Origin of the sequence: Nesterenkonia xinjiangensis (genome assembly GCF_013410745.1) — a bacterium.
Taxonomy (GTDB): Bacteria; Actinomycetota; Actinomycetes; order Actinomycetales; family Micrococcaceae; genus Nesterenkonia; species Nesterenkonia xinjiangensis.
Genome location: NZ_JACCFY010000001.1, coordinates 2,145,915 through 2,170,155 on the forward strand (window position 1 = coordinate 2,145,915; position 24,241 = coordinate 2,170,155).

Consider the following 24,241-nt stretch of genomic DNA (forward strand, 5'->3'; position numbering starts at 1 on the left):
TCCTCTCTGTCCGGATCTGCTGTCCTGGCTGATCGTCTCATCCCGCCAGGGAGGGATGCCCATGTCATCTCACGGGCACGCCGGGACCCAGAGGGATGCCCACCGTCCACCAGAGCACGAAGAACAGGAACCACGCGCACAGCAGGGCCACGGAGAGGGGAAGGGTCAGCGAAACCAGGGTGCCGATGCCGGCGCGCGGGTAGTAGCGCTGCAGGTATCCCAGCACCAGAGCGAAGTAGGGGCTCATCGGGGAGATGATGTTGGTGGGGGAGTCGCCCATCCGGAACAGCATCTGGGTGACCTCCGGAGAGATGCCCACGAGCATGAGCATCGGCACCAGCACCGGGGCCATGAGGGTGTACTGCGCGGAGCCGGAGGTGATGGTCAGATTGAACAGCGCCACCAGCAGGACGACGCCGGCGAACATCACGAGCACCGGCAGGTCGAGTCGCTCGAGGAGGTGGGCCCCCTCGATGGCCAGCACCATGCCGATGTTCGACCACCCGAAATAGGCGATGAACTGGGCGGCGGCGAAGAAGAGCACCACCACCCCGGAGAGCTCCTTGACGGATCGGGCCATCAGCTCCGGGATGTCGCGGGGCCGGGTGATGGTGCCGGCCTTGATGCCGTAGGTGATGCCGACGGCCAGGAAGGCCAGGGCGATCGGCACGGCGATGTCGGTGAGCAGGGGTGAATCGAGCACGTCCCCCGTCTCCGCGCTGAACGGCGAGCCCGGCACGAGCAGGAAGGTGAAGTACACCGCGAGGAACCCCGCCAGGGCCAGCAGCGAGGCCTGCAGTGCGGAGACCTCTCGGCGACTGTAGGTCAGCAGTGAGCTGTGGTCCGAGATCGGAGCGGCCTGGCCGTCGTCAGTGGTGGGGGACGACGGCTGCTCGCCGGGACGGTCAGGGTCGAGGTGCGCGCCGGCCTGGTCGTTACGCTCGACATCGACGTCACGGCCGGCGGCGAGCACCGCCGTGGCCGCTCCGCCCGAAGCGTCCTCCTCGTGCTTCATCCGCTCGGTCATCCGCACCAGCAGCAGCTCGGTGACCAGGGTGACCACCAGTGCCAGGATCACTGCGGAGGCGGCGGAGAAGAAGTAGTTGGCCACCGGGGAGACCACGTAATCGGCATCGATCAGCTGGGCCGCCGAGGTGGAGATGCCTGCCAGCAGGGGATCGCTGGCAGTGATGAGCAGGGAGGCGTTGTAGCCGGCCGAAGCCGCTCCGAAGGCGACGACGGCGCCCAGCACCGCCGAGCGCCCACTGGCCTTGAACGCCGCGGCGGCCAGCGGGATGAGGATGACGTAGATGGCGTCCGAGGCCACTGAGCCGGTGACGCCGGCCAGGGCGACCGTGAAGGTCAGCCAGCCCCGGGAGACCCGCGAGACGACCACTCGGATCGCCGCGCTGATGAGCCCGGAGCCTTCGGCCACGGCCACCCCAAGCATCACGGTGATGATCAGCCCCAGCGGCGGGAAGGTCACGAAGTTCTCCACCGCATCGGTGACCATGCGCTGGAAGCCCTCCGAGGTGAGCAGGCTCTGCACCGCGATGTGCTGGCCGTCGGCAGGGTTGTCCGCCCCGACGCCGAGTGCCTCCAGCACTGCGGAGAGGAGGACGACGACCACGGCGAGGATGATGAACAGCCAGAACGGATGGGGAAGCAGGTTGCCGATCCGCTCGATCCACCGGAGGAGCCGGACCAGGAGGCCAGGGTTCTCGTTGTCCCGCCGTGATCGCCGGCTCGTCGTGGAGGTGGTGCGTTCGGCCATGGCGCGTTCCTTCCGACCTCGCCCGGATGCCAGGGCTCTTGAGGTGTCGAGACCTTGCAGATCGCGTCAGTCTAGCCACCTCCGGGAGCCGGGGGAAGACGTCTGGGCATCTCCGGATGCACATCGAGTGGGGGATCTGTGGCCGCTGTCGGCCCGATGGGGCGAGGCAGCGGACCCAGATCCCCCACTCGATGGAGTGAGGAGGTCGAGCCGGCGTCGGGGATCAGCGCGGCGGCGTCTCCTCCGCCTCGGCGTCGTTCTCCGCGGCGGGGACGATCGGCAGCGAGGAGGTGGCCAGGGTGGTCGCCGGGGTGTAGGCCCCGGCGTCACCGTGCCAGTCCTCGTCGCCCTCCGGGGTCCAGCCGTCCTCCCACGTTCCGGTGGTGAAGTCGTAGCCGACGGGTTCGCCGTTCTCATCGGTGCGCTGGTACCACTCGGTATAGATGTCGTCCTCCGAGTCCACTCCGGCTCCGGCTCCGAGTCCCGGCTCGGTGGGCGCCACCTGCAGGCTGAAGTCGTCGCCGTACCGGTCCACACCATCGATGACGGCGTCGCGCAGGGCCTTCTCCGCGTATTTGGTGCGCAGCGCCCGCGGGTCGGTGCGCACATCGCGCAGCCAGGCCACCATGATCAGCAGCATGATCACCGCGAAGGGCACTGCGGTCACCGTGACCAGGTTCTGCAGTCCCTGCAGCGCGGTGTCTCCACCGGTGAGCAGCATGACGACGGCGACGCCGGTCATCACGAGCCCCCAGAAGACCACCACCGATTTGCGGGGGTTGAGATCACCGCGCGTGGAGAAGATGCCCATGACCACGGAGGCGGAGTCGGCGGAGGTGATGAAGAAGATCGCCAGCACCACCATGATCACCGCGGGCAGCCACTCCACGTAGGGCAGATGGCTGATGATGGTGAACAGCACCTCGGCGGCGGGCATCTCGTCGTTGAAGCCCTCGAGGCCCTCGCGGTACATCCAGATGGAGGTGCCGCCCATCACGCCGTAGGCCACGAACAGCAGCGAGCTGGGGATGAGGATGACGCCGAGGACGAACTGGCGAATGGTGCGGCCGCGGGAGATGCGGGCGATGAAGACTCCGACGAACGGGGACCAGGAGATCCACCAGGCCCAGTAGAAGACCGTCCATGCGGACTGGAAGTCCATGGTCTCCTGACCCCAGGAGGAGGACCGGCCCATCATCTCGAACAGCGAGCCCACGTACTCCACGAAGGAGGAGGGCACCAGGTTCAGCAGGAACAGGGTCGGGCCGAGGAGGAACACCAGCGAGATGATGCCGATCGTCAGCACGATGTTGATGTTCGACAGATAGCGGATGCCGCGGGCGACTCCGGAGACGGCGGAGACCACGAAGCCGACCGTCAGGATGGCGATGACGACGATCAGCAGCGTGTTGGTGACCTCGTTGCCGGAGACGATCGTCCAGCCCTGACCGATCTGCATCGCCGCGATGCCCAGTGAGGCTGCGGTGCCGAAGAGGGTGGCGATGATCGCGAAGATGTCGATCAGTTTGCCCGCGAAGCCCTCGGTCTGCCGCTGGCCGAAGAGGTTCCGGAAGATCGAGGACATCAGCGGGACCCGTCCGCGACGGTAGGCGGCATAGGCCACCGCCCCGCCGACCAGGGCGTACATCGCCCAGGCGTGTACACCCCAGTGGAAGTAGGTCTGCGCCATCGCAGAGTGCAGGGCCTCTGTGGACTCGGCCTCGGCGGTCAGCGGGGCCGGAGAGTGGAAGTAGGTCAGCGGCTCGGAAGGGCCGAAGAACAGCACTCCGATGCCGATACCCGCCGCGAAGAGCATCGAGGTCCAGGAGAACGTGGAGAACTCGGGCTTCTCCCCGTCCCGCCCCAGCGGGATCCGCCCGTACTTGGAGAACGCCAGGCACAGCAGGAAGATCAGCACCACGATGGCGACCACGTTGAACAGCCACCCGAGGTTCTCCATCGTCCAGGTGAAGGTCGCTCCGGCGACCTCGGCGACGTTCTCCGGGTTGGAGACTCCCCAGATCACGAAGGCCACCGTCAGCAGTCCTGCCAGCAGGAAGACGACTCGGTCCACGGAGTAGCGCCGCCGCTGCTCGTCGATTCCGAGGCCGGGGACCAGCGCTGGGTGGATGTTGTGCGGGTACTCGCCTTGGGAATACACGTTGAGCCGCTTCAGGGCTGTGCCGGCCCGCCGCGTGGCGGTCCCGGCCTTGCCTGCGGCCGCGGCGGTCTTCTCCACGGGGGAGCGTCGGGGGTGGGCCGCAGCTGTGCTGTCCGGTGACTCCTGCTGGGCCTCATGGGCCCCATGCTCGGGGTCGCGGCCCTCGTCTCGGCGGGAGCCCTCGTCTGGGCGATGGTGGGGTGGCTGAGAGTCAGCCATGCTGATCACACCTCTGGTGTCTCGGGGACGGTTCTCTCATCGGGCAGAATCTCGTAGTCGCGCACCCCGCCCCGTCACCTGTCAGGTCTTGGTGTCGCGGGAGGGGCAGGCTCATGTGCGTGGAGTTCGTACGAAGGTCAGGTCGAAGATCTTCCGGCCTGCTTTCAGCGCCTTGGTCTCGAAATCGGTCTGGATGCGCCCCTCGAAGCGTGGCGCCCAGCCGCCGACGTCGTCGACGGCCTCGTCCAGCGGCAGCGGTTGCGGGGTCTTGCCCATGCTCCGCGCGTCGAGATCCTCGAGGCGCACAGCCGTCAGCGGAGACTCCTGACCGACGCGCTGGCCGGCGTGAGCGTTGGTGAAGGCGCGCGAGGCGGAGATGGTGTCCCGCATCTGCACGGCGTAGCCCGACCAGTCGGTGGCCAGCCTCCAGATCCCGCCGTCGGGCAGCACATGGGCGATCTTCTCCACGAAGGAGTCTTGGACGAGGCGGCGCTTGTTGTGCTTCTTCTTGTGCCACGGGTCCGGGAAGAAGACCCACAGCTCAGCGACAGAGTCCTCCGGGAGGAGCTTGTCCAGGACCTCGGTGGCGTCGACGTTGGCCACCCGCACGTTGCGCAGGCCCTCGCGGCGCAGGCGGCTGACCAGCTGGGCGACGCCGGGCCGGTAGACCTCCACGGCCAGGAAGTTCTTCTCGGGGTGCTGGGCGGCGGCGTGGGCGACAGCCTCTCCCGAGCCGGTGCCGATCTCCACGATCAGCTCGGCATCCCGGCCGAACTCGGTCTTCCAGTCGATGCGGAAGTCGTCGGCGACGGCAGTGTCCCGCTGGCCCTGGGGGATGTCCAGGAGCTCCTGGCCCAGGGCGGCGTCCCAGGCGCGCTGGCGGCGCGGCGTCAGCCGGTTGCTGCGACGTACGAAGGACAGCGGGTGGCGCATATGGCTCCGGGCGGGGGTCTGCTCGGGCTGCTGACTCTCAGGGGACACGGATCTCTGGCTCTCTGGTCGGGTGCGGGTGCTGCCGCTGGGGCCATGGTTCTGCCCGCTGGTCCTGCGGCATGGCGACGACACGTCATCGTAACGGAATACTGCCCGCCGGCTCAGGGGTCTGCGGGCCGCGGACCGGGTTCAGACAGGGGTCACCACGGGGCACCGAGGGTGAGCATATCGCAAGTTCTGATCAAAAGTCAGGTGACTTGCGATTCCGTGCTGGGGCTCAGTACGCTGATCGCCATGTCCAGGACGACGACGGGCCGCCCCTCTACGGATCGGGTGCGCGCTGCCATCCGCGCCAGCGGGCGCTCTCAGCGCCAGGTGGCCGCCGAGATGGGGATGGACGAGACGAAGCTCTCCAAGTCGCTGTCCGGGCAGCGTCGTTTCACCGACGACGAGTTCGTCACCCTGGCACGTGTCACCGGTGTGCCTGTCGGCGAGCTGCTCGAGCAGGGGCCGGGAGAGGCGCCGGTTTCGGTGGCTCCGCCGGAGACTGACCCGAGCGGAGCCTCGCCCTCGACCCCGGAGCAGGCTCGCCGCCGTCTGGAGATCATCGAGTCCGCGTGGCGGCTCTTCGCCCGGACGGGCTTCGAGGCCGTCCGCGTCAGCGACATCGCGGCGGCGGCCGGAGTCTCCAGCGCTACGGTGCACTACTACTTCCCGGCCAAGCCGGATCTCTTCGCGATGGCCCTGAGTCATTCGGTGAAGCTCGCCTATGACCGGCAGGTCGCTCGGCTCACCGGCGTCCAGGATCCGGTGGAGCGGCTATGGAGGCTGTTGGAGATGCAGTCGCCCCATGGAGAGGCCGGTCGGCTCGACTGGTCCATCTGGCTGCAGTCCTGGAACCGGGTGGCGTTGGCTGGCGGCCGGGACGAGGAGTACGTGGAGATCTACCGCCGCTGGTCCGAGACCGTCCGCAGCGCCATCGATGCAGGCCAGCGCGCAGGGACATTCCAACCGGGCCCCAGCGAGGACCTCACCGGAGAGCTCACCGCGTTCGTGGACGGCCTGGGCGTGCAGGTGCTGACCGGTGTGCTCTCCGAGGAGGACATGGAGCGGCGCCTTCGGGAGCATCTGCGACGTCGGATCCTCCAGCCCGACGTGGACCTGCCCGGTGAGGACCTGCCTGATGTGGACCTGCCCGGTGAGGACCTGCCGATCGAGCGCCCCGTGCCCTCCTCGCAGGGTTCGCCGCCCGCCGTCGAGGCGTGAGCGGCCGGAGGACGACACCCCGGCTGAGGCCGCCGTCCCCGACCCGACCGCATCTGCAGTCCTGACGTCGAGTGGGGGAATCCCTGACGGCCAAAGTCCCAGATCCGGCTCTCAGCCGCCATGAATCCCCCACTCGACGGTGGGTCATCCGTCTGCACCCGACCACCCCCCCCCCGAGAAGGAGCCCCCTCCATGCCACGCAGAGTCATCATCACCTGTGCGCTCACCGGAGCCGGAGACACCGCCGGCCGCAACGAGAACGTCCCGGTCACACCGGAGGAGATCGCCGCCGACGCGATCGCCGCCGCCCGAGCCGGAGCATCGATCGTCCATATCCACGTCCGTGACCCGCAGACCACACTGGGTTCCCGCGAGGTCGCCCATTATCGAGAGGTCGTGCGGATCGTCCGGGCCTCCGACGTCGACCCCGTCCTGAACCTCACCGCCGGGATGGGCGGTGACCTGGTCCTCGACCCGCAGCGCCCCACCACGCAGCAGGAGGGCACGGACCTGGTCAACGCCACGGACCGGCTGCCTCATGTGGAGGAGCTGCTGCCGGAGATCTGCACCATCGACTGCGGCTCGCTGAACTTCGGCGAGGGCAGCAACCTCTACGTCTCCACCCCGGACATGCTCCGCGAGGGAGCAGCGAGGATCCAGCAGCTCGGGGTGAAGCCGGAGATGGAGATCTTCGACACCGGGAACCTGTGGTTCGCCAACGTCCTGGTGGAGGAAGGGCTGATCGACCCGCCTCCCATGTACCAGCTGTGCATGGGCATCCCCTACGGCGCTCCCGCCGACCCGGGGCTGCTGCAGGCCATGGTGCACATGCTTCCCGCCGGCGCGGAGTTCACCTCCTTCGCCCTGGGCCGGAATCAGCTGCCATGGGCGGCCCGGTCCGTGCTGGCCGGAGGTCACGTCCGGGTCGGCCTCGAGGACAACCTCTACCTCTCAAAGGGAGTCAAGGCCACCAACGCGCAGCTCACCGAGCGTGCGGTGGGACTGGTGGAGTCCCTCGGCGAGAACGTCGCCACCCCGGACGAGGCCCGTGAGATCCTCGACCTGACCGTCCAGGTCCCCTCCGGCGGAGAGGGGGCCCGAGGATGATGGCGCCGGGACGCAGCATCGACGACGTCGGCACGATCGCCTGCATCGGGGCCGGCACCATCGGCGGCGGCTGGGCCGCCTACTTCCTCGCTCGCGGGCACCGGGTCAAGGTGTGGGACCCCGCCCCGGATGCGGAGGCCCGCCTGGCCCGTCTGATCGAGGCCGCCTGGCCCGCACTCGAGCAGCTCGACATGCTCGAGGGGGCGGACCGGGACGCCTGGAGCGTCCACACCGACCTGGCGGAGGCGGTCGACGGCGTCGGCTTCGTCCAGGAGTCCGCCCCGGAGGATCTGACGCTGAAACGTCGGCTGCTGGCCGAGCTGGATGCGGTGACCGCGCCCGAGGTCGTCGTGGGGTCCTCCACCTCGGGCTACGGGATGACGGAGATGGCCGCGGAGGTCAGCCGGCCGGAGCGCTTCGTGGTGGGGCATCCGTTCAACCCGCCATACCTGATCCCGCTGGTGGAGGTCGTCGGCGGTGAGGGCACCTCCCCGGAGGTCGTCGACTGGGCCGCGCAGTTCTACACGGCGCTGGGCAAGTCGGTGATCCGCATGGACCGCGAGGTGCCGGGATTCATCGCCAACCGGCTGCAGGAGGCCCTGTGGCGGGAAGCGCTGCACATGGTGGACAACGGCGAGGCCACCGTCGAGCAGATCGACCGCTCCATCAGAGACGGGCCCGGTCTGCGCTGGCCCATGCATGGCCCGATGCTCACCTTCCACCTCGCCGGAGGCGAAGGCGGAATGGCACACATGCTCGATCACTTCGGTCCCTCGCTGAAGTCGCCCTGGACACGGCTTCAGGCCCCGGAGCTCACCCCGGAGCTGCGGGGCGACGTCGTCGCCGGCTGCGAGGTGGCCAGCGAGGGTCGCAGCGTCACCGATCTGGTGGCTGAGCGCGATGCCGGGATCGTCGCCATCCGGCGGCTGCTGGGCCGGGACGAGTCGCCGGAGGTGCCGTCATGACCGCGTCCCGGCTGCCGGTCCACGAGAGCCAGGTGGCCCAGGAGTGGATCGACTACAACGGCCACATGTCCGAGGCGTACTACGTGCTGGTCTTCGGCCACGCCACCGACCAGACCATGGATCGGCTCGGGATGGGCCCCGAGCATCGGGCGGCCCAGGGCTGCTCGCTGTTCACCGTGGAGGCCCACATCCGGTACCTGCGGGAGGTCGGACTCGACACGTCCCTGACCGTGCGCACCCGAGTGGTCGGCCAGGGGCCGAAGAAGCTGCACCTGGCTCATGAGATGCACGCCGACGGCGAGCTGATCGCCACGGAAGAGGTCATGGGCCTGTACGTGGATCAGCAGGCCGGCGGCACGGTGCCGTTCCCGGACGCGATCGCCGAGGCGATCCGCGCGCACCTGGAACCGGCGCCGTCCTGGTGCGGCCGGCGGATCGGCTGAGCCGGATCGGCTGAGCCGGATCGGTCAGCAGGACTGAACAGCAGGGCCGGTCAGCCGGGGCAGCTCCAGCGGGTCAGTCGAGGACGTCCCGGGCTCCGGTGAGGAACTCCTCGAGCAGCGGCCCGTTGGTGGAGGAGCCGAACTCGCCCTCGTCCACGAAGATCGCCACCGCCAGGTCGCCCTGGAAGGCGATCACCCACGTGTGGGCGTACACGTCATCGCCGTCCCCGGCCTGCGCGGTGCCGGTCTTCGCGTAGATGTGCTCGCCGGGGACGTCGACCAGCCCGGAGAGGGTGCCGTACTCGATGGTGTCGTGCATCAGGGTGCGCAGGTCCTCGGCCTCGTCCTCGGTGAGGCCGGACTCCTCAGCTGACTCCTCGGACTCCGCCGCGGGGCCCGCCAGATACGGGTGGACCGTCTCTCCGGCGGCCACAGAGGCCGCCACCGTGGCCATACCCAGGGCAGAGGCCTCGACCACTCCCTGACCGAAGAGGTTCGCCGCGTGCAGGTTCAGCTCAGAGTCGTCTGGGATGCTGCCGAAACGACTGGCCAGTCCGATCCCCTGGCTCTCGTCGTCGAGTCCGAGGTCGAAGGCGGCCTCCTGCAGCTCGGCGGAGGAGACGTCGTCCCACGCGTTGACGAACAGCGTGTTGCAGGAGGTGGCGACCGCCTCGTCGAACTCCACCGAACCGGTGTGCTCGGCGGGGAAGCCTTCGTAGTTGCGGAAGACCTGACCGTGGACCTGGGCTGAGCCAGGGCACTCGACCGTGGAGTCGGGTGTGAGGCCGTCACGCAGCATCGCCAGGGAGGAGACGACTTTGAAGCTCGAGCCCGGTGCGTAGGTCGACTGGGTGGCGGTGGAGACCCAGGCGTCCTCCGGGTGGTGATCGGCGGCGGCCAGGATCCCGCCGTCGGAGGGGCGGATGGCGACCAGGGAGGCGATGGAGTCTTCGACTCCGTCAACGATGTCCTGCGCGAGGTTCTGCAGTCGCGGGTTCAGCGTGGTGTCCAGGTCCTCGCCGGACACCGGCTCGGTGGAGAAGAGCGTTTCGCCATCCATATGGATGCGCAGGCCGGGGGAGCCGCGAAGCGACTCCTCGTAGGCCGCCTGGAGCCCGGAGGTGCCGATCGTGTCGCCGGCGCTGAGGCTGGGGTCCTCCTCCAGGTGCTCGGCGGTGACCGGCCCCACCCGGCCCAGCAGCATCGGCGCGAAGTCGGCGGACTCCGCCAGCGGCAGTTGGTCGTCGGCGATATGGACCCCCGGGATGTCGGCGAGGTCGGCGGCGGTCACCTCGTCGGAGTCGCGCCGATGCACGATGGCCTCCACGAACGCCTGGTCTCCGTGGGCGACCACACGGTCCGCATAGGTCTCGGCGTCGATGCCGAGCACCTCGGCCAGCTGCTCGGCGACATCGCGCTGGGTGTCCTCCTCGGGGGCCTCCTCGCCGGTGGTGAGCTGGGACTTGTCGATGCCGATGCGCACCACGTCCCGGTTGTAGACCATCGCGCGGCCGGCGTCGTCCATGATCCTGCCGCGCTCTGCGGGCACCGTGGAGATGCCGATGCCCTCGTGCCCTGAATAGCCGGGCAGGACGATCTCGGAGTCGGGCTCCAGCCGCCACTGCTCCGCTTCAGCGTCGTAGGTGAACTCAGCCCGGGTCTCGTAGGTCCAGGTCTCCTCGTCCAGCCCCAGGTCCTCCAGGTTCCAGGAGTGCTCCAGGTCCACTGCGGCGCTGGGCGGACGGGGGGAGTCCTCCGGGGGCTCCTCCACGGCGATCTCGCCGACGGTGACCTCCGGGGCCAGGTCGCCGAAGGGGGCGTGGAGGGCGGCCACGGCGTCGTCGAGCTCCTGGGCCCCGGCGTCGGTGCGCACGGCGACCTCGGAGAAGTCTCCGGTCTGCAGCGCGGAGGCCAGCGCCTCGGCCTGAGACTCAGGGGTGGGGCGCGCGTCTCCGCAGCCGGTGAGCAGCGCCAGCGTACCGGCGGCCACCACGCTCAGACTGAGCAGGCGACGAGGGTGCGAGGTGAACGGCATGGGCACCAGTATGCCTGGCCTCTGTGACAGGAAGGGTGCTGACGTGCGGGGTGGGGTCGAGCTTTCGTGGTGGTGTCAGCTCCTGTCCCGGAAGGCCGCGGCGGTCGCCGCGGCGAACTCCTGCATCGAGCGGAATTCGGCGCCGTAGCTCCAGCCTTCCGCGGGTTCCGGCGTCGCGCCCCAGCCGGGGCGATCGTGGCGCCGGTTGATCCACACCGAGTCCAGCGCGTGACGGCGTGCCGGGACATGGTCGTGGAACAGGCTCTGGGCCACATGCAGCAGCTCTGACCGGGGTGTTCCCCGGTCGTCGAGCCAGGCCTCCAGCGACTCGAAAGGGGGCGCGGCCGGCTTGTAGGCGCCCGCGTCCTCGGCGGTGATGATCGCCGCGAAGTCGCCGCGGAGGTGCCGGTTGCTGCCGGCGAAGCCGGCGCGGTGCACGTTGGAGAGGATGACCAAGTCGTAGTGGCGGCCCAGGGACGCGAGCGCGGCGGCCGAGTCAGGAAACATCGGCCAGTCTGGGACTGAGTCGCCGAGCCGCTGCGCCCAGGAGTCGCTGACCGCCGTGCCCAGGTGACGGCCGGTGCGGCGGAAGGCCTCGGCGAGCACCTGCGGGTAGAGCCAGGAGGGGTGTTCCCGCATGACGGCGGCCTCCTGGGCCGAGTACGCCGTCAGAAGGTCCTCGGTGTCGAGTTCGAGGCCCTGCTCCTGCGCCCAAGGGGCCAGCACGGAGGAGAGCCCGGCCTCCCAGTCGATGAGCGTGCCGTAGCAGTCGAAGCTGAGGGTCGTGTAGGCGGTCAGATCCTTCATGGGCTCTCCTCGTGGTCGGCTGTGCGGCTCAATCTACCGATCATGGGATCAGCCGGATCGCAGCCGCACCCGCACCGCCGCCGCGGCGCAGAGCACCACGGCCAGGCCGCCCACCATCGTGGTCAGAGTGATCCGTTCTCCCAGGAGCACGGTGGCCCAGATCAGCGTCATCACCGGCTGGGTGAGCTGGATCTGGCTGACCTGGGCGATCGGCCCGATGGCCAGCCCGCGGTACCAGGCGAAGAAGCCCAGGAACATGCTGACCACCGCGAGGTATCCGAAGCTGGCCCACTGAGCGGGGGAGGCCTGCGGCACCTGGCCGTCCAGGCTGAGGGCCGTCAGCAGGATCGTCACGGGCAGGGCCGCCACCAGCGCCCAGGAGATCGTCTGCCAGGCCCCCAGCTCGCGTGCCAGCAGACCGCCCTCGGCGTAGCCGAACGCCGCGGTGACCACCGCGGCGAAGAAGAGCAGGTCGGTCCAGTGCAGGGACCCCACCCCGCCATGGACTGAGGCGAAGGCGACGGCGGCCGCCGCTCCGCCGCTGGTGGCCGTCCAGAACAGCGGCCCGGGGCGCTCCCCGGTCCGCACGACGGCGACCACGGCGGTGGCCGCGGGCAGCACCGCGATGACCACCGCCCCATGGTTCGCGGTCGCGGTGGTCAGCGCCAGGGAGGTCAGCACGGGGAATCCCAGGACGATGCCCAGCGCGACGATGCCCAGCCGGAGCCACTGCCGCCCCTGGGGCAGTCGCTGACGGGCGAGCAGCAGGGCCGAGCCTGCCAGGAACCCGGCGACGACGGCACGTCCGGCTCCGACGAAGAGCGGGTCGAGACCGCCACCGGGGACCCCCTCGGTGACGGCGATGCGGGTCAGTGGGACCGTGAAGGAGAAGGCCACGACGCCGAGAAGCCCCCACCAGACGCCCGAGGGTGGCGTGACAGGCGATAGCGGTTCCCTGGCAGTGAAAATATCGCTACTATGTCCCTTCATGACAGATAGTAGCACTCGTGTCGAGGAGCACCTGCGGCGCTGGATGGCATCGGCGCCCCCCGGCAGCCGGCTGCCCAGCAGCCGTGCGCTCGTCGCCCAACTGCACGTCAGCCCGGTCACGGTGCAGAGCGCCGTCGGACGCCTGGCCGCTCTGGGCCTGGTGGAGAGCCGACCCGGTGCGGGGACCTTCCTCCGCGGCACAGGCCCCCGCACGGCCAGCGACCACCGCTGGCAGACCGCCGCGCTGGCGCTGACCGGGGGAGAGCCCCGCGGCCTCCCCGCGGCCCTGCGACCTGCCGCCGAGGGCAGGATCGCCCTGCACGCCGCCTACCCTGAACCGGATCTGCTGCCCCGGCGCCTGCTGCAGTCGGCCTGGTCCCGGGTCGGCCGGACAGAGTCGGCGCTGCGACGACCCCCGGCCGCGGGGCTTCCGGAGCTGCGCTCATGGTTCGCGCAGGCGATCGGCGGGAGCGCAGGCACGGGTGCGCCGTCGTCGACCGACGTCACCATCGTGCCCGGGAGCCAGAGCGGACTGGCCGCCACCTTCGGCGCGCTCGTCGGCGCAGGCCGTCCGATCCTCATGGAGTCCCCGACCTACTGGGGAGCGATCCTCGCCGCCCGGCACATCGGCGCCCGCATCGTCGCCGTGCCGACCGGCCCGCAGGGGCCGGATCCCGATCAGGTGCGGATGGCCTTCGAAGAGACCGGCGCCCGCACCTTCTACGCGCAGCCGGCCTGGGCGAACCCCACCGGCTCCTGCTGGGCCCCGGACCGGGCGCGCGCGATCATGGAGATCGTCAGATCCCGGGGCGCCTTCCTCATCGAGGACGACTACGCCCGTGACTTCGGGATCGCTCCCGGCCCGGAGCCCCTGGCCGCCGACGACCCCGACGGGCACGTCGTGCACCTGCGCTCGCTCACCAAGAGCGTCTCACCCTCGGTGCGGGTGGCGGCGGTGATCGCCCGCGGGCCGGCCCGGGCCCGCATCCAAGGAGCCTGCCAGGCAGAGTCGATGTACGTCAGCGCCGCCCTGCAGGAGGTGGCGATGGAAGTGGTCACCCGCCCGGCCTGGAAGACGCACCTGCGGCATCTGCGCGGGGAGCTGGAGCAGCGCCGGGACGCGATGGTCCAGGCGGTCCATCAGCACATCCCCGAGGCCCGGCTGGAGACGATCCCCACCGGAGGCCTGCATCTGTGGCTGCAGCTGCCGGAGCTCGGCGACATGCCTGACTTCATCGCGGCCTGCGAGGCCCGCGGCGTCGTCGTCGCCGGGGGCGACGAGTGGTTCCCCGCCGAACCGGCGGGCAGCCATCTGCGGCTCAGCTACTCGGGGCCGCAGCCCGAGGAGCACCAGGAGGCGGTGCGGCGCATCGGAGAGGTGCTGCGGGAATGCCTCGAGGCGCAGGGCTGACGGCTCACACCGCCAGCCGGTAGCCCCGCTTGACCACCGTGGTCACCACTCCGGAGGCGGGCAGCGCCTTGCGCAGCCGCGAGACCCACATCTCCAGGGCATGCTCGGAGTCGCAGTGGCCCAGCACCTGCAGCAGATGCTCCCGGGAGAGCACCGCGCCTTCGGCCTTGACCAGCGCGCGCATGAGCGCGAGGGGCCCTGGGGCCAGACGCACCGGCCGCTCGGTGACCTCCGGGAAGCGGACCTCGGAGCCACGCATCTCCACCGGGCCGTGCCGGGTCTCCAGGCGCAGCGTCTGATGCTCCTCGAGATGCTCACAGACCAGCCGGATCATCGCGCCCAGCCGCCAGCGCTGGGGCGTGATCGGCCGGACCCCGGACTCGTGCAGCGGCGCAGCCGTCACGTCCCCGACGGCGGCGGAGACGACGTCCGAGCGGAACGCCTCCAACAGGGCGGCCGCCCTGCCGTACTGATGGGCGACCTCCAGGAACGCGTCCACCGCGGGAGCTGCGGTGAAGGTGACGATGTCCAGCTGCCGTTCGATGACGGCGTCGATCATCCGCAGCAGCGCGGAGTCCTCCTCCGGCTTCGCCCAGGCGTAGGGCATGACCGTGATCACCCGCGCGCCCGCCGACTCGATGCGGGCGATCTGCTCGTGGTCGGTGCGGCCGTGCAGCTGGAACGCCACGGTCTTCCCGGTGAGGTCCCGGGCCAGCAGCATGTCGATCACCGTGGCGGTGCGCTCGTCGTCGGCGGCGCCGTCGTCGTCGAGCCCGGCGGCTCGCACTGCGCCGCGCGCCTTGGGGCCGCGCACCAGGATGCTGGAGCCCTCCAGGGCTTCGTGGAGCTCGGTGCCCAGACCGTAGGCGTCGGCGGCCTCGGCCCACCGGCGCATTCCGTAGGCGGTGGTGATGATCGTGTGATCGGGACGCGCCTCGGTCACCAGTCGGGTGTCCCGCTGCAGCGTCACCGATTCGGTCATCGGTGCGATGCGCAGCGCCGGGGCATGCATGACCTCCGCGCCACGCCGCTCGAAGGCGGAGATCAGATCCTCGCTGCGGCGGTCCGAGGTCACGCCGATGCGGAAGCCTGCCAGCGTCTGCGGCAGTGCGGAGGCCGCCGGCAGCGCAGGGGAGGAGGCGCTGGCGGCAGAGGAGGTGCCGGCGGCAGGGGAGGGCCGCGGTGTGGGCCTGACCTCGGCGGAGGCGGGAGTGCTGGCGTCCGGACTCACCGCACGGCCCCCGCGAGTGCTCGGATGTGCTGCACGCCGTCCTCGCTGACGAGCATTCGCTCCGGGCCCCGCCGGGCGGCCTCCCCGGTGTCGGGCTCCACAGCGGCCAGCCGGACCACCTCCCCGATCACCAGCACCGCCGGGGAGCTGATCCGTGCCGCGGCGGCTACGCCCAGGATCTCACCCAGCGGCGCGATCGTGACGCGCTGCTCGGCGCTGAAGCCCTTCTCCACGATGCCCACCGGGACGCCGTCGGCCATTCCGTGGCGGCGCAGGCCGGTGACCGTGTGGCCCAGGGTGCCCACGCCCATCAGGATCACCGCGGTGCCCCCGACGCCGACCAGCCCGGCGAGCTCCTCCTCGCTGAGCAGGTCATGGCCGGAGATCACGGTGAACGCCTTGGAGACGCCGCGCGCGGTCACCGGGATGCCGGCGGCCGCGGGCACGGCGATGGCCGAGGAGATCCCCGGGACCACGGTGACCGGGACGTGGGCCTCGCGGCAGGCGGCGACCTCTTCGCAGCCGCGCCCGAAGACGAACGGGTCCCCGCCCTTGAGACGCACCACCGTCTTCCCGGTCCGCGCAGAGTCGATCATCATCTCGTGGATGGTCTCCTGCGGAACCCGGTGATGTCCAGGACGTTTGCCGACGTCGACCAGCTCCGCACGGGGGGACCAGCTGGGGAGATCATCGGTGGGTGCCAACCGGTCGAAGTAGACGACGTCGGCGGTGGCCAGCGCATCACGGGCGCGGACCGTCATCAGGTCCGCGGCACCTGGTCCGCCGCCGACCAGGGTCACCGAGCCGATGGCGGCAGCGGCGCTCATGACGGCACCCCTGCCGGTGTGACGTCGGCCCGGGCGACGTCGGTCCGGCTGAGCGCGGAGCTCTCACGCACCGGGATGCGCGGACCGGAGAGCAGCACCGGGCCCTCCCCGGCGGCTGCTGCGGCACGTTCCTCCTCCGTGGCCGGACGGCGCTGGTCGCGCTCGAGCACGTAGGCCAGCCCGGTGTCGGGGGCGTCCGGGGCGTTGACGAAGCTGCGGAAGCGCCGCAGCTTCTCCGGATCGCGCAGCGTGGCCGCCCATTCGTCCTCATAGCGGTCCACGTGCGTCGCCATGGCGGCCTCGAGGTCTTCGGCCACGCCCAGGGTGTCCTTCACCACGACGTCATGGATGTGCTCCACCCCGCCGGGCAGCTCCTCCATCCACCGGGCGGTGCGCTGGAGCCTGTCGGCGGTGCGCACGTAGTAGATGATGTAGCGGTCGATGTAGCGCAGCAGGGTCTCATCGTCCAGGTCCTTGGCCAGCAGCTCGGCATGGGCCGGGGTGGCGCCGCCGTTTCCTCCGACGTACAGGTTCCAGCCCTCGGAGGTGGCGATGACGCCGACGTCCTTGCCGCGGGCCTCGGCGCACTCGCGGGCGCAGCCGGAGACCCCGAACTTCAGCTTGTGCGGGGAGCGCAGCCCTCGGTACCGCATCTCCAGCTCGATGGCCATCGCCACGGAGTCCTGGACGCCGTAGCGGCACCAGGTGGAGCCTACGCAGGACTTCACGTTGCGCAGCGCCTTGCCGTAGGCCTGCCCGGACTCGAAGCCCGCGTCGACCAGCTTTCGCCAGATCATCGGCAGCTGCTCCAGACGGGCGCCGAACATGTCGATGCGCTGGGCGCCGGTGATCTTGGTGTAGAGGTCGAACTCCTGGGCGACCTCGGCGATGGCAGCGAGTTTGGCCGGGGTGATCTCCCCGGCGGGCACGCGTGGCACCACCGAGTAGGTGCCGTCCTTCTGCATGTTGGCCAGGGCCCGGTCGTTGGTGTCCTGCAGGGCGCCGCGGCCGCCGTCGAGGATGTACTCGTCGTGCTGGGCGGCCAGCACCGAGGCGATGACCGGCTTGCAGATGTCGCAGCCGAAGTTCACGCTCGGATCGGCCGGAGTGCCGAAGCGTTCGATGATCTCGGTGAAGGAGGACAGCCCGGTGGCCTGCACCGCCTCGAAGAGCTCGGCGCGGGAGAGGTCGAAGTGCTCGCACAGGGCGTGGGAGACCTCCATCCCCTGGGCGACCATCTCCTTCTCCATGATCTTCTTCGCCATCGGCAGGCAGGAGCCGCACTGGGTGCCGACCTTGGTGCACTTCTTCAGCGCACCGATGTCCGCGCACGGCGGGGTGGCGCCGTCGCCGGCCACGGCCTTCCGGAGGGTCCCGGCGCAGATGTCCTTGCAGGAGCACACCTGGGCGTCGTCGGGCAGCTCCAGCTCGGCGACGTCGCCGCCGGCCGCGGAGAGGAAGGCGCCGGGCTCGGCGGGAAGCTCACGGCCCAGCAGCGGACGCAGCGAGGAGTAGGGAGAGGCGTCGCCGACGAAGATGCCGCCCAGCAGGGTCCTGGCGTCATCGGAGACGACCAGCTTCTGGTAGACGCCGTCCGCGGGGTCGGCGTAGACGACCTCCAGGGCTCCCTCGGTCTCGGCGAAGCCGTCGCCGAAGGAGGCCACGTCCATGCCGGCGAGCTTGAGCTTCGCGGCGGTGTCGAAGCCGTCGAACTCAGCGGCCCCTCCGGCCAGCCGATCCGCGACCACCTCTGCCATCGCGTTGGCCGGGGCCACCAGGCCCATGCAGATGTCCTCGAAGCAGGCGACCTCACCGATGGCCCACACATGATCCGCCGACGTCGCGCAGGTGGCGTCGATGACCGCGCCCCCGCGGGAGCCGAGCTGCAGCCCGGCATCCCGGGCGAGCTCGTCACGGGCGGTGATCCCGATGGCGGCGACGATCAGGTCCGCCTCCACGGTGTCCAGGGTGGGGAAGGTCAGGGCGTAGCGGGGCTGGGCTGATCCTGCGCCCGGGGCAGCGGACGTCTCGGCGGCCGCGTCACGGATCTCCAGGCCGGCGGGGCGCTCGCCGCAGTGGAGGTCGTAGCCCTCCTTCTCCAAGAGTCGGTTCAGGGTGCGGCCGCCGAACTCGTCGAGCTGGGCGTTCATCAGCCAGCGCTTGGAGTGCACCACGGTGACCTCGGCGCCCAGGCCCTTGAGCCCTCCGGCGGCCTCCAGGCCCAGCAGTCCGCCGCCGATGACCGCGCACTTCGGGGTGCGTCCCAGTTCGACGCCGAGCTCGGCCACGCGCAGTCGCAGCCAGTCGACGTCGTCGAGGGTGCGGTAGACCGCGATCTGCTCGGCGCCCTCTAGCCCGGGGCGTGGTGCCGACGACCCGGTGGCCAGGACGAGCTCGTCGTAGCCGAGGGTTTCGCCGTCGGCGGTGGTGATGGTCTGGGCCGCGGTGTCCAGGCCGGTGACGGCCCGGGAGGTGTGCAGCGTGAGGCTCGGGGACTCCCACAGGCCGGGTTCGCCGAGGAGGAGGTCGTCGTCGGTGGCGAAGCGCTTGGAGAGGCCCACCCGGTCATAGGGGGGAAGCGCCTCCTCGGTGAAGACGCTGATCCGTGTGCCGGGGAGCTCCCGGGAGACGAGGGCTTCGGTCAGCCGGTGGGCCGCTGGGCCGCCTCCGACGATGACGATGTGCCGCGGGGCGGCGTCGGTCGGGTTCGGGCTCGCTGTGCTGGGTGCAGACATGGATCCTCACCTTGCCGGTCGTGAGGAGCGCAGCGGGTGAACGGCGCTCCAGGGTGGTCCCAGCCTAGGGAGGCGCGATTTCCCTGCCGTATCGCCTTTGTAAAGCCAGTATGTCGGGGTGTTCAGTGACCGAGAGGCCGCTGCTGAAGCCCTTTTCACCACCTGGAAACATGCGCGCACGATGAGGGAAACCCTGTGCGCCTAGCGTGGAGCCATGACTACAGCACTGCACCTCACCGAAGAGCAGGCCCAGCGGCTCGGCACGGCCGGGGGACAGGCGCCCGAGGACCGTCCTCATGCGGTCTGCCGGCTCGGGGACCTCGAGCCGCTGTGGGGTGAGGCGGCGCTGGTCGACGGTGCGCAGGTCGCGTTGATCCGCGTGCCCGGGGACCACGTCTACGCCGTCTCCCAGTGGGACCCGGTCGCAAAGGCCCACGTGATGGCGCGTGGGATCGTGGGCACCAAGGGCGGGCGCCCGACGCTCGCGTCACCGATCCACAAGCAGGTCTACGACCTCGAGACGGGGCGGTGTCTGAGCGAGGACGGGTTCGCGCTGAGTGTCTTCGCGGTCGCCGTCGATGCCGAGGGACTCGTCCACGTCACGGCCTGAGTCGTGCCGGGGCTCCGCCCTCCCCTCCGGCCCTCCTGGCGCGGTTCGCCGACATCCGGCGACGTTCGGCCGACTCTGACCAGAGAACGACGTTCGGCCGTTTCTTCCCCTCCAGAGGCGCGCTGACGCGCTTTCGCAGGGGAAGAAACGGCCGAACAACGCGGGAGGGACATTCTGGCCGAGCCTTGGTGGGGCCGACCGTTCAGAGCACGAGCGTGAGGATCAGTGTGGCGGTGGACAGGGTGAGCATGCCCAGGCAGTTGATCCAGAACTCTGACTCCAGGAAACGGGCCTTCACGTGGGCGACGCCGGCCGCGATGAAGTAGGCGATCACGCCCACGTTCGCCGCGATGCCGACGCCGGGGAACCAGAACCCGGCGACGAGTCCGATGACGGCAAGGACCTTGACGTAGATGAGGACCCACCACCACTCACGGGGGAGGTTGACACCGGTGAGGCATCGGGCGATGAAGGTGGCCGGTCTGAGTGACAGGAGCACATCACTGAGCACGACGGCCGCCAGCAGGGCTGCAGGCCACCACGGGGTCGATTCGATGACCATCGTTGTCCTCCCTCGAGAGCCGACACGTGGTGGCGGTCCCGGCCCGTACCGTGGGTATGGTGCGGACGATACCAGCGCACGGCGTTCGGCAGGGATGCCTGCGGAACCCTGCACGTACTGACCTCACTCGCAGAGCGATGTCCGGGACGACGGATGCTCAGACGACCGCGGGTTCGGCGGGCTCTGCCGCACCTTCCAACATCTTCTCGATGTTCCGATGGCAGGTGCCGCAGCCGGTGCCGGCGCGGCAGGCCGCCCCGACCTCCTCCACGGTGGAGCAGCACGACGCCGCCTCCTCCACCTGGCGGGCGGTCGCCCCGGAGCACCGGCACAGCACGTCGTCGGGACCGAGCTCCGCCTCCTTGGTGGCGTGCTCTGCGGCCAGCAGCGCCGTGCGGTCGGCCACCGGCAGGGTGCCCCGGTTGCAGTGCAGCGCCAGCTCCGCGGCCGAGCGGGGCATGCCCACCGCGACGAATCCCAACAGGCGCTCGCCTTCGGTGACGATCCGCAGGTACTGCCCGGCCTTGGGGTCGGACCAGGTGGACACGGTCGGGGACTCCGGATCCCAGGGGTCGACGGCGGTCTCCCCGGCGCAGGCCACCGAGAGGGTCCGCGACTTCACCAGGATCACATCCAGCTTCCACGGCGCCGTGCCCTCTTGCTGTGTGCTCGCATCCTCGGCCGCGGGCGGCATGGAACCGGCCAGGTCGACGGGCCGGCCGGCGGCATCACGTTCCACTGCGGCGGCCAGCTCCAGGTCTGTGCGGATCGCCTCCGCGGCGGCCTCGGCCTGCTCCCAGCCTGGGGCGATCAGCCCGCTGGGGTCACGGCCTTCGACGGCGGCGCAGTCGCCCACTGCGAAGACGTGGGGGTCCCCGGTGCTGCGGGACTGCCGGTCCACCGTGATGCCCCAGGCAGTGGGCAGCCCGGCGTCGTGGGCCAGGCCGTCACGGGGCCGCACCCCGGTGCAGGTGAGCAGCAGGGAGGTCTTGATCTTCTCGCCCAGGGAGGTGCGCACGGCCGAGAGCCGGCCGTCGTCGGCGACCACCGTGTTCACATCGCAGGCGGAGCGCACGTCCACCCCGGCGGTGAGCAGCTGGCGGCGCAGCAGTATCCCGGAGTCGGTGTCGATCTGACGGCCCATCGGCACGGTCCCGCGGTGCAGCAGGGTCACCGCGCCGCCGACCTCGGCGATCGCCAGGGCGGCCTCGACTCCGAGCACGCCGCCGCCGAGCACCACCACGGGCTCTCGCCGCTGCACGATCGTCAGGATCCGGCGGGCGTCGTCGAGGTCACGCAGCGCCATCACCCCGTCCGGGTAGCGCCGCGGCTCCTCGGGCTGCGCCTGCGGTGCGCGGGAGCGGCGGCCGGCGGAACGACCATTGGCCTTCATGGTCAGCTCGGCATCGATGTGTCCGTCGCGGCGCATCTCCAGCGTCATGCGCGGGGTGGTCGGCTCCGCGCCGGTGGCGAGGACCAGCTTGTCGTAGTGCAGGATGCCGCCGTCGTCGAGGGTGACGATGCGGGAGGCGGCGTGCAGCGCGGTGGCGGTGACCCCGCAGCGCACCTCGACTCCGGCGCCGCGCAACTCGGCCTCATCGGCCAGCGCCAGATCCTCCGGTGCCGCCCGCCCCACGCTGACATCGCCGATCTTGATGCGCTGATAGGCCGGGACGCATTCGGTGCCCACCACGGTCAGGCGCAGTCGGCCCGAGGCGACATGCCCGCTCAGCTCGTCGACCAGTCGGGCGGCCACCGGGCCGAAGCCCAGCACCACCACATGCGGGGCGGCATCGGGGCCGGATCCGGAGCGGGTGCCGGCGGGCAGGGAGGAGGTCGACGGGGACATCACGGGGTGGTCTCCTTCGAGGATGTGGTCTCGGACCGAGCAGCGCCGGCGACGCCGGCCGGGCGAATCGTCACCGGGGTGTTCTTGAACTCGGGCATCCCGCTCTGCGGGTCGGTCAGCGCCCGGGTGAGCAGGTTCGCGGTGCCCTGCCCGGCGTAGTGGAAGGGCGCGAAGATCGTGTCGGTGCGGATTCCGGCGTCCCACACCACGCGGGCGGTCATCTCACCCTGGGCGTTCGCGATGACGGCGTCTGCGCCCTCCTCGAGGCCGTGCTCCAGCGCCGTGGCGGGGTGGACGGCGATGGTCGCCTCCGGGTGGGCCTCCAGCAGCGCCGTCACGCGTCGGGTCTGGGTGCCGGATTGGTAGTGCTCCATGTGTCGCCCGGTGGTCAGCGTCAGCTCGCCTGGCGCCGGGGCGGGTGTGCGGCCAGGTGTGATGGCGATCAGCCGGGCTCTGCCGTCCGCGTGGGCGAAGCGTTCCAGGAACATCCGGGAGGTGCCGATGATCGGCTCCCCGGTCAGAGAGGACTCCCCGCCGAGCAGTGCGGACGGGACCGGCCAATAGGCGGCGTGGCCGTCGTCGAGGAGCTGCCAGTCCAGCCCGGAGTAGTCTGCGGCCGCCCCCTCGGTGGCCTGTCGGATCTCCGCGAACACCTCGGCGGGCTCCACAGGGAAGGTGCTGGAGCAGCCGAGACGGCGGGCCAGCTCATGCCAGATCCACAGTTCGGAGCGTGGTCCTGAGTCCGGTGCGCCTGTGCCCGGCCCCTCGGAGCCCGGTGCGGACGACGGCGGCTCCACCAGCTTCCGCCGGCGCAGCACCCGCCCTTCCAGACTGGTCATCGTGCCGTCCTCCTCGGCCCACTGCAGCACCGGCAGGACCACGTCAGCCTCCGCGGCGGTCTCGGAGAGGAAGAAGTCGGCGACCACCAGCAGCTCGAGCGCCCGCAGGTTCTCCACCACGCGGGCGGCGTCGGGGGCGGAGATGGCCACGTTGGAGCCATGGACGAGCAGCGCACGGACGCCGTCGTCGTGGCCCATGGTGTGCAACAGCTGTGCGGCGGGTCTGCCGGGGCCCGGGAGTGCCTCGGGCTCCACACCCCAGATCCGCGCCATATGGGCGCGATCGGAGGGGTCGGTGATGGAACGGATGCCGGGCAGCTGGTCGGTCTTCTGGCCCATCTCGCGCCCGCCCTGCCCGTTGCCCTGCCCGGTGAGGGTGCCGTAGCCGCCGGCGCGGGTGCCGGGCAGGCCGAGCAGCAGGGCGAGGCTGATCGCCGCGCGGGCGGTGTCGGTGCCGTCCTTGTGCTGCTCCACCCCACGGCCGGTGAGGATGTACACCGGGTCGCCGCCGTTGCGCGCCGCGCGGGCGGCGTGGCCCAGTCGGCGGGCGATCAGGCGGATCTGATCCGCCCCGACTCCGGTGAGCGACTGGGCGCGCTCGGGCCACCACTGGGTGACCGAACGGCGGAAGGAGTCGAGCCCGCTGACCCGCTGCTGCAGGTAGTCGGCATCGGCCAGACCCTCCTCCAGGACAACCTGCGCCACGGAGAGCAGCAGCACCAGGTCCCCGCCCGGGGCGGGGGCGATGTGCAGGCCGCCGCCCTCAGCGGTCAGCTCGGCGGTGTTGCTGCGCCGCGGGTCCACCACGATCAGCCCGCCGGTGGCACGGGCGCCCTCCAGATGCTGGACGAAGGGCGGCATGGTGTCGGCGACGTTGGATCCCAGCAGCAGCACGGTGCAGGCGGAGTCCAGATCAGTGAGCGGGAACGGCAGGCCACGGTCCAGGCCGAAGGCCAGGGTGGAGGCTTTGGAGGCGGAGGACATGCAGAATCGGCCGTTGTAGTCGATCTGTGCGGTGCCCAGAGCCACGCGGGCGAACTTGCCCAGGGCATAGGTCTTCTCATTGGTCAGCCCGCCAGATCCGAAGACGCCGACGGCGTCAGCGCCGCGCTCGCCCTGGATGCGGCGGATCTCGGTGGCCACGCGCCCCAGCGCCTCCTCCCAGGAGGCTGGGTGCAGTTCGCCGTCCTCCCCGCGCAGCAGCGGGGAGGTGAGCCGGTCGTGACGGCGGGTCAGCAGCTCGGCGGCGGTGCTGCCCTTCCGGCAGAGCCGGCCCTTGTTGGTGGGGAAGGAGGCTCCCTCCACCGCGAAGGTGTCCGGCTCGCCGGGACGTTCGGTGACGGTCAGGTTCATGGCGCACTGCAGGGCGCAGTACGGGCAGTGCGTCTGCACGGTCCTGCGTGGCATGGTGCGGGTGTCCGCCGTCGTGGTCATCGGGGAAGCTCCTGCTCGATCAGCTGGGCTCTGTCTGCCTGGC

At 70.5% G+C, this 24,241-nt stretch carries 18 protein-coding genes; 6 read left to right on the forward strand and 12 right to left on the reverse strand.

Translation table 11 applies throughout. The features are described from left to right. Window positions 1-64 precede the first annotated feature (64 nt). From HNR09_RS09740 to trmB, 3 genes are all read right to left on the reverse strand, one after another. Window positions 65-1,774 (reverse strand): AbgT family transporter, encoded by a 1,710-nt coding sequence (locus HNR09_RS09740; protein ID WP_179541858.1) that lies wholly within the window; start codon window positions 1,772-1,774, stop codon window positions 65-67. 223 nt (window positions 1,775-1,997) lie between these two features. Then, the gene (locus HNR09_RS09745; RefSeq protein WP_179541859.1) at window positions 1,998-4,154 is read right to left on the reverse strand and encodes a BCCT family transporter; all 2,157 of its coding nucleotides are present in this window, start codon (window positions 4,152-4,154) and stop codon (window positions 1,998-2,000) included. Between the two features lie 111 nt (window positions 4,155-4,265). Beyond that, window positions 4,266-5,135 carry a tRNA (guanosine(46)-N7)-methyltransferase TrmB gene (trmB, locus tag HNR09_RS09750; RefSeq protein ID WP_343047508.1) on the reverse strand — a complete coding sequence of 290 codons (870 nt, stop codon included), beginning with the start codon at window positions 5,133-5,135 and terminating at the stop codon, window positions 4,266-4,268. A gap of 246 nt (window positions 5,136-5,381) precedes the next feature. Between trmB and HNR09_RS09755 the strand changes: the two genes are divergently transcribed. From HNR09_RS09755 to HNR09_RS09770, 4 genes are all read left to right on the forward strand, one after another. Next, window positions 5,382-6,353 carry a TetR/AcrR family transcriptional regulator gene (locus tag HNR09_RS09755; protein ID WP_179541860.1) on the forward strand — a complete coding sequence of 324 codons (972 nt, stop codon included), beginning with the start codon at window positions 5,382-5,384 and terminating at the stop codon, window positions 6,351-6,353. A 192-nt stretch (window positions 6,354-6,545) separates the two neighbouring features. Further along, the gene (locus tag HNR09_RS09760; protein ID WP_179541861.1) at window positions 6,546-7,460 is read left to right on the forward strand and encodes a beta-keto acid cleavage family enzyme; all 915 of its coding nucleotides are present in this window, start codon (window positions 6,546-6,548) and stop codon (window positions 7,458-7,460) included. Next, complete coding sequence (locus tag HNR09_RS09765; protein ID WP_246348781.1) at window positions 7,457-8,425, forward strand: 3-hydroxyacyl-CoA dehydrogenase NAD-binding domain-containing protein; 969 nt, start codon at window positions 7,457-7,459, stop codon at window positions 8,423-8,425. The genes HNR09_RS09760 and HNR09_RS09765 overlap by 4 nt, the downstream gene beginning before the upstream one ends. Continuing rightward, a complete protein-coding gene (locus tag HNR09_RS09770; RefSeq protein ID WP_179541862.1) occupies window positions 8,422-8,868 on the forward strand; it encodes a thioesterase family protein in 447 nt (148 codons plus the stop codon). Before HNR09_RS09765 ends, HNR09_RS09770 begins: the two co-directional genes overlap by 4 nt. A gap of 73 nt (window positions 8,869-8,941) precedes the next feature. Here the strand turns inward: HNR09_RS09770 and HNR09_RS09775 are convergent, their stop codons facing one another. The 3 genes from HNR09_RS09775 to HNR09_RS09785 form a co-directional block, all read right to left on the reverse strand. Then, the gene (locus tag HNR09_RS09775; protein WP_179541863.1) at window positions 8,942-10,903 is read right to left on the reverse strand and encodes a penicillin-binding transpeptidase domain-containing protein; all 1,962 of its coding nucleotides are present in this window, start codon (window positions 10,901-10,903) and stop codon (window positions 8,942-8,944) included. A 75-nt stretch (window positions 10,904-10,978) separates the two neighbouring features. Continuing rightward, window positions 10,979-11,710 carry an HAD-IA family hydrolase gene (locus HNR09_RS09780; protein WP_179541864.1) on the reverse strand — a complete coding sequence of 244 codons (732 nt, stop codon included), beginning with the start codon at window positions 11,708-11,710 and terminating at the stop codon, window positions 10,979-10,981. Between the two features lie 48 nt (window positions 11,711-11,758). Continuing rightward, window positions 11,759-12,700 carry a DMT family transporter gene (locus HNR09_RS09785; protein ID WP_179541865.1) on the reverse strand — a complete coding sequence of 314 codons (942 nt, stop codon included), beginning with the start codon at window positions 12,698-12,700 and terminating at the stop codon, window positions 11,759-11,761. Here HNR09_RS09785 and HNR09_RS09790 point away from each other — a divergent pair. Then, entirely contained in the window at window positions 12,699-14,111 is a 1,413-nt protein-coding gene (locus HNR09_RS09790) for an aminotransferase-like domain-containing protein (protein ID WP_179541866.1), read from the forward strand. The two genes, HNR09_RS09785 and HNR09_RS09790, sit on opposite strands and share 2 nt — an antisense overlap. 4 nt (window positions 14,112-14,115) lie before the next feature. On the opposite strand, the gene HNR09_RS09795 is transcribed toward HNR09_RS09790, so the two are convergent. From HNR09_RS09795 to nirB, 3 genes are all read right to left on the reverse strand, one after another. After that, window positions 14,116-15,237: a uroporphyrinogen-III synthase gene (locus tag HNR09_RS09795; RefSeq protein WP_179543132.1), complete on the reverse strand. Its 1,122-nt coding sequence runs from the start codon at window positions 15,235-15,237 to the stop codon at window positions 14,116-14,118. Window positions 15,238-15,338: 101 nt separating this feature from the next. After that, window positions 15,339-16,169: a uroporphyrinogen-III C-methyltransferase gene (gene cobA, locus HNR09_RS09800; protein WP_179541867.1), complete on the reverse strand. Its 831-nt coding sequence runs from the start codon at window positions 16,167-16,169 to the stop codon at window positions 15,339-15,341. Beyond that, the gene (nirB, locus tag HNR09_RS09805) at window positions 16,166-18,904 is read right to left on the reverse strand and encodes a nitrite reductase large subunit NirB (protein ID WP_179541868.1); all 2,739 of its coding nucleotides are present in this window, start codon (window positions 18,902-18,904) and stop codon (window positions 16,166-16,168) included. Before nirB ends, cobA begins: the two co-directional genes overlap by 4 nt. A gap of 214 nt (window positions 18,905-19,118) precedes the next feature. On the opposite strand from nirB, the gene nirD reads away from it, so the two are divergent. Next, complete coding sequence (gene nirD / locus HNR09_RS09810) at window positions 19,119-19,514, forward strand: nitrite reductase small subunit NirD (RefSeq protein ID WP_179541869.1); 396 nt, start codon at window positions 19,119-19,121, stop codon at window positions 19,512-19,514. A gap of 202 nt (window positions 19,515-19,716) precedes the next feature. Here the strand turns inward: nirD and HNR09_RS09815 are convergent, their stop codons facing one another. The 3 genes from HNR09_RS09815 to HNR09_RS09825 form a co-directional block, all read right to left on the reverse strand. Then, window positions 19,717-20,076 carry a DoxX family protein gene (locus HNR09_RS09815; protein ID WP_179541870.1) on the reverse strand — a complete coding sequence of 120 codons (360 nt, stop codon included), beginning with the start codon at window positions 20,074-20,076 and terminating at the stop codon, window positions 19,717-19,719. Between the two features lie 157 nt (window positions 20,077-20,233). Further along, window positions 20,234-21,925: an FAD-dependent oxidoreductase gene (locus tag HNR09_RS09820; RefSeq protein WP_179541871.1), complete on the reverse strand. Its 1,692-nt coding sequence runs from the start codon at window positions 21,923-21,925 to the stop codon at window positions 20,234-20,236. Next, window positions 21,925-24,198, reverse strand: a complete 2,274-nt coding sequence (locus HNR09_RS09825) for a molybdopterin oxidoreductase family protein (RefSeq protein WP_246348782.1) — start codon at window positions 24,196-24,198, stop codon at window positions 21,925-21,927. Before HNR09_RS09825 ends, HNR09_RS09820 begins: the two co-directional genes overlap by 1 nt. Window positions 24,199-24,241: the final 43 nt, after the last annotated feature.

What these genes read in the sequence shown, in the direction of transcription:
- HNR09_RS09740 (WP_179541858.1), bottom strand. Translation starts at nt 1,774, where the DNA reads ATGGCCGAACGCACCACCTCCACGACGAGCCGGCGATCACGGCGGGAC.
- HNR09_RS09745 (WP_179541859.1), bottom strand. Translation starts at nt 4,154, where the DNA reads ATGGCTGACTCTCAGCCACCCCACCATCGCCCAGACGAGGGCTCCCGC.
- HNR09_RS09755 (WP_179541860.1), top strand. Translation starts at nt 5,382, where the DNA reads ATGTCCAGGACGACGACGGGCCGCCCCTCTACGGATCGGGTGCGCGCT.
- HNR09_RS09760 (WP_179541861.1), top strand. Translation starts at nt 6,546, where the DNA reads ATGCCACGCAGAGTCATCATCACCTGTGCGCTCACCGGAGCCGGAGAC.
- HNR09_RS09765 (WP_246348781.1), top strand. Translation starts at nt 7,457, where the DNA reads ATGATGGCGCCGGGACGCAGCATCGACGACGTCGGCACGATCGCCTGC.
- HNR09_RS09770 (WP_179541862.1), top strand. Translation starts at nt 8,422, where the DNA reads ATGACCGCGTCCCGGCTGCCGGTCCACGAGAGCCAGGTGGCCCAGGAG.
- HNR09_RS09775 (WP_179541863.1), bottom strand. Translation starts at nt 10,903, where the DNA reads ATGCCGTTCACCTCGCACCCTCGTCGCCTGCTCAGTCTGAGCGTGGTG.
- HNR09_RS09780 (WP_179541864.1), bottom strand. Translation starts at nt 11,710, where the DNA reads ATGAAGGATCTGACCGCCTACACGACCCTCAGCTTCGACTGCTACGGC.
- HNR09_RS09790 (WP_179541866.1), top strand. Translation starts at nt 12,699, where the DNA reads ATGACAGATAGTAGCACTCGTGTCGAGGAGCACCTGCGGCGCTGGATG.
- HNR09_RS09785 (WP_179541865.1), bottom strand. Translation starts at nt 12,700, where the DNA reads ATGAAGGGACATAGTAGCGATATTTTCACTGCCAGGGAACCGCTATCG.
- cobA (WP_179541867.1), bottom strand. Translation starts at nt 16,169, where the DNA reads ATGAGCGCCGCTGCCGCCATCGGCTCGGTGACCCTGGTCGGCGGCGGA.
- nirB (WP_179541868.1), bottom strand. Translation starts at nt 18,904, where the DNA reads ATGTCTGCACCCAGCACAGCGAGCCCGAACCCGACCGACGCCGCCCCG.
- nirD (WP_179541869.1), top strand. Translation starts at nt 19,119, where the DNA reads ATGACTACAGCACTGCACCTCACCGAAGAGCAGGCCCAGCGGCTCGGC.
- HNR09_RS09815 (WP_179541870.1), bottom strand. Translation starts at nt 20,076, where the DNA reads ATGGTCATCGAATCGACCCCGTGGTGGCCTGCAGCCCTGCTGGCGGCC.
- HNR09_RS09820 (WP_179541871.1), bottom strand. Translation starts at nt 21,925, where the DNA reads ATGTCCCCGTCGACCTCCTCCCTGCCCGCCGGCACCCGCTCCGGATCC.
- HNR09_RS09825 (WP_246348782.1), bottom strand. Translation starts at nt 24,198, where the DNA reads ATGACCACGACGGCGGACACCCGCACCATGCCACGCAGGACCGTGCAG.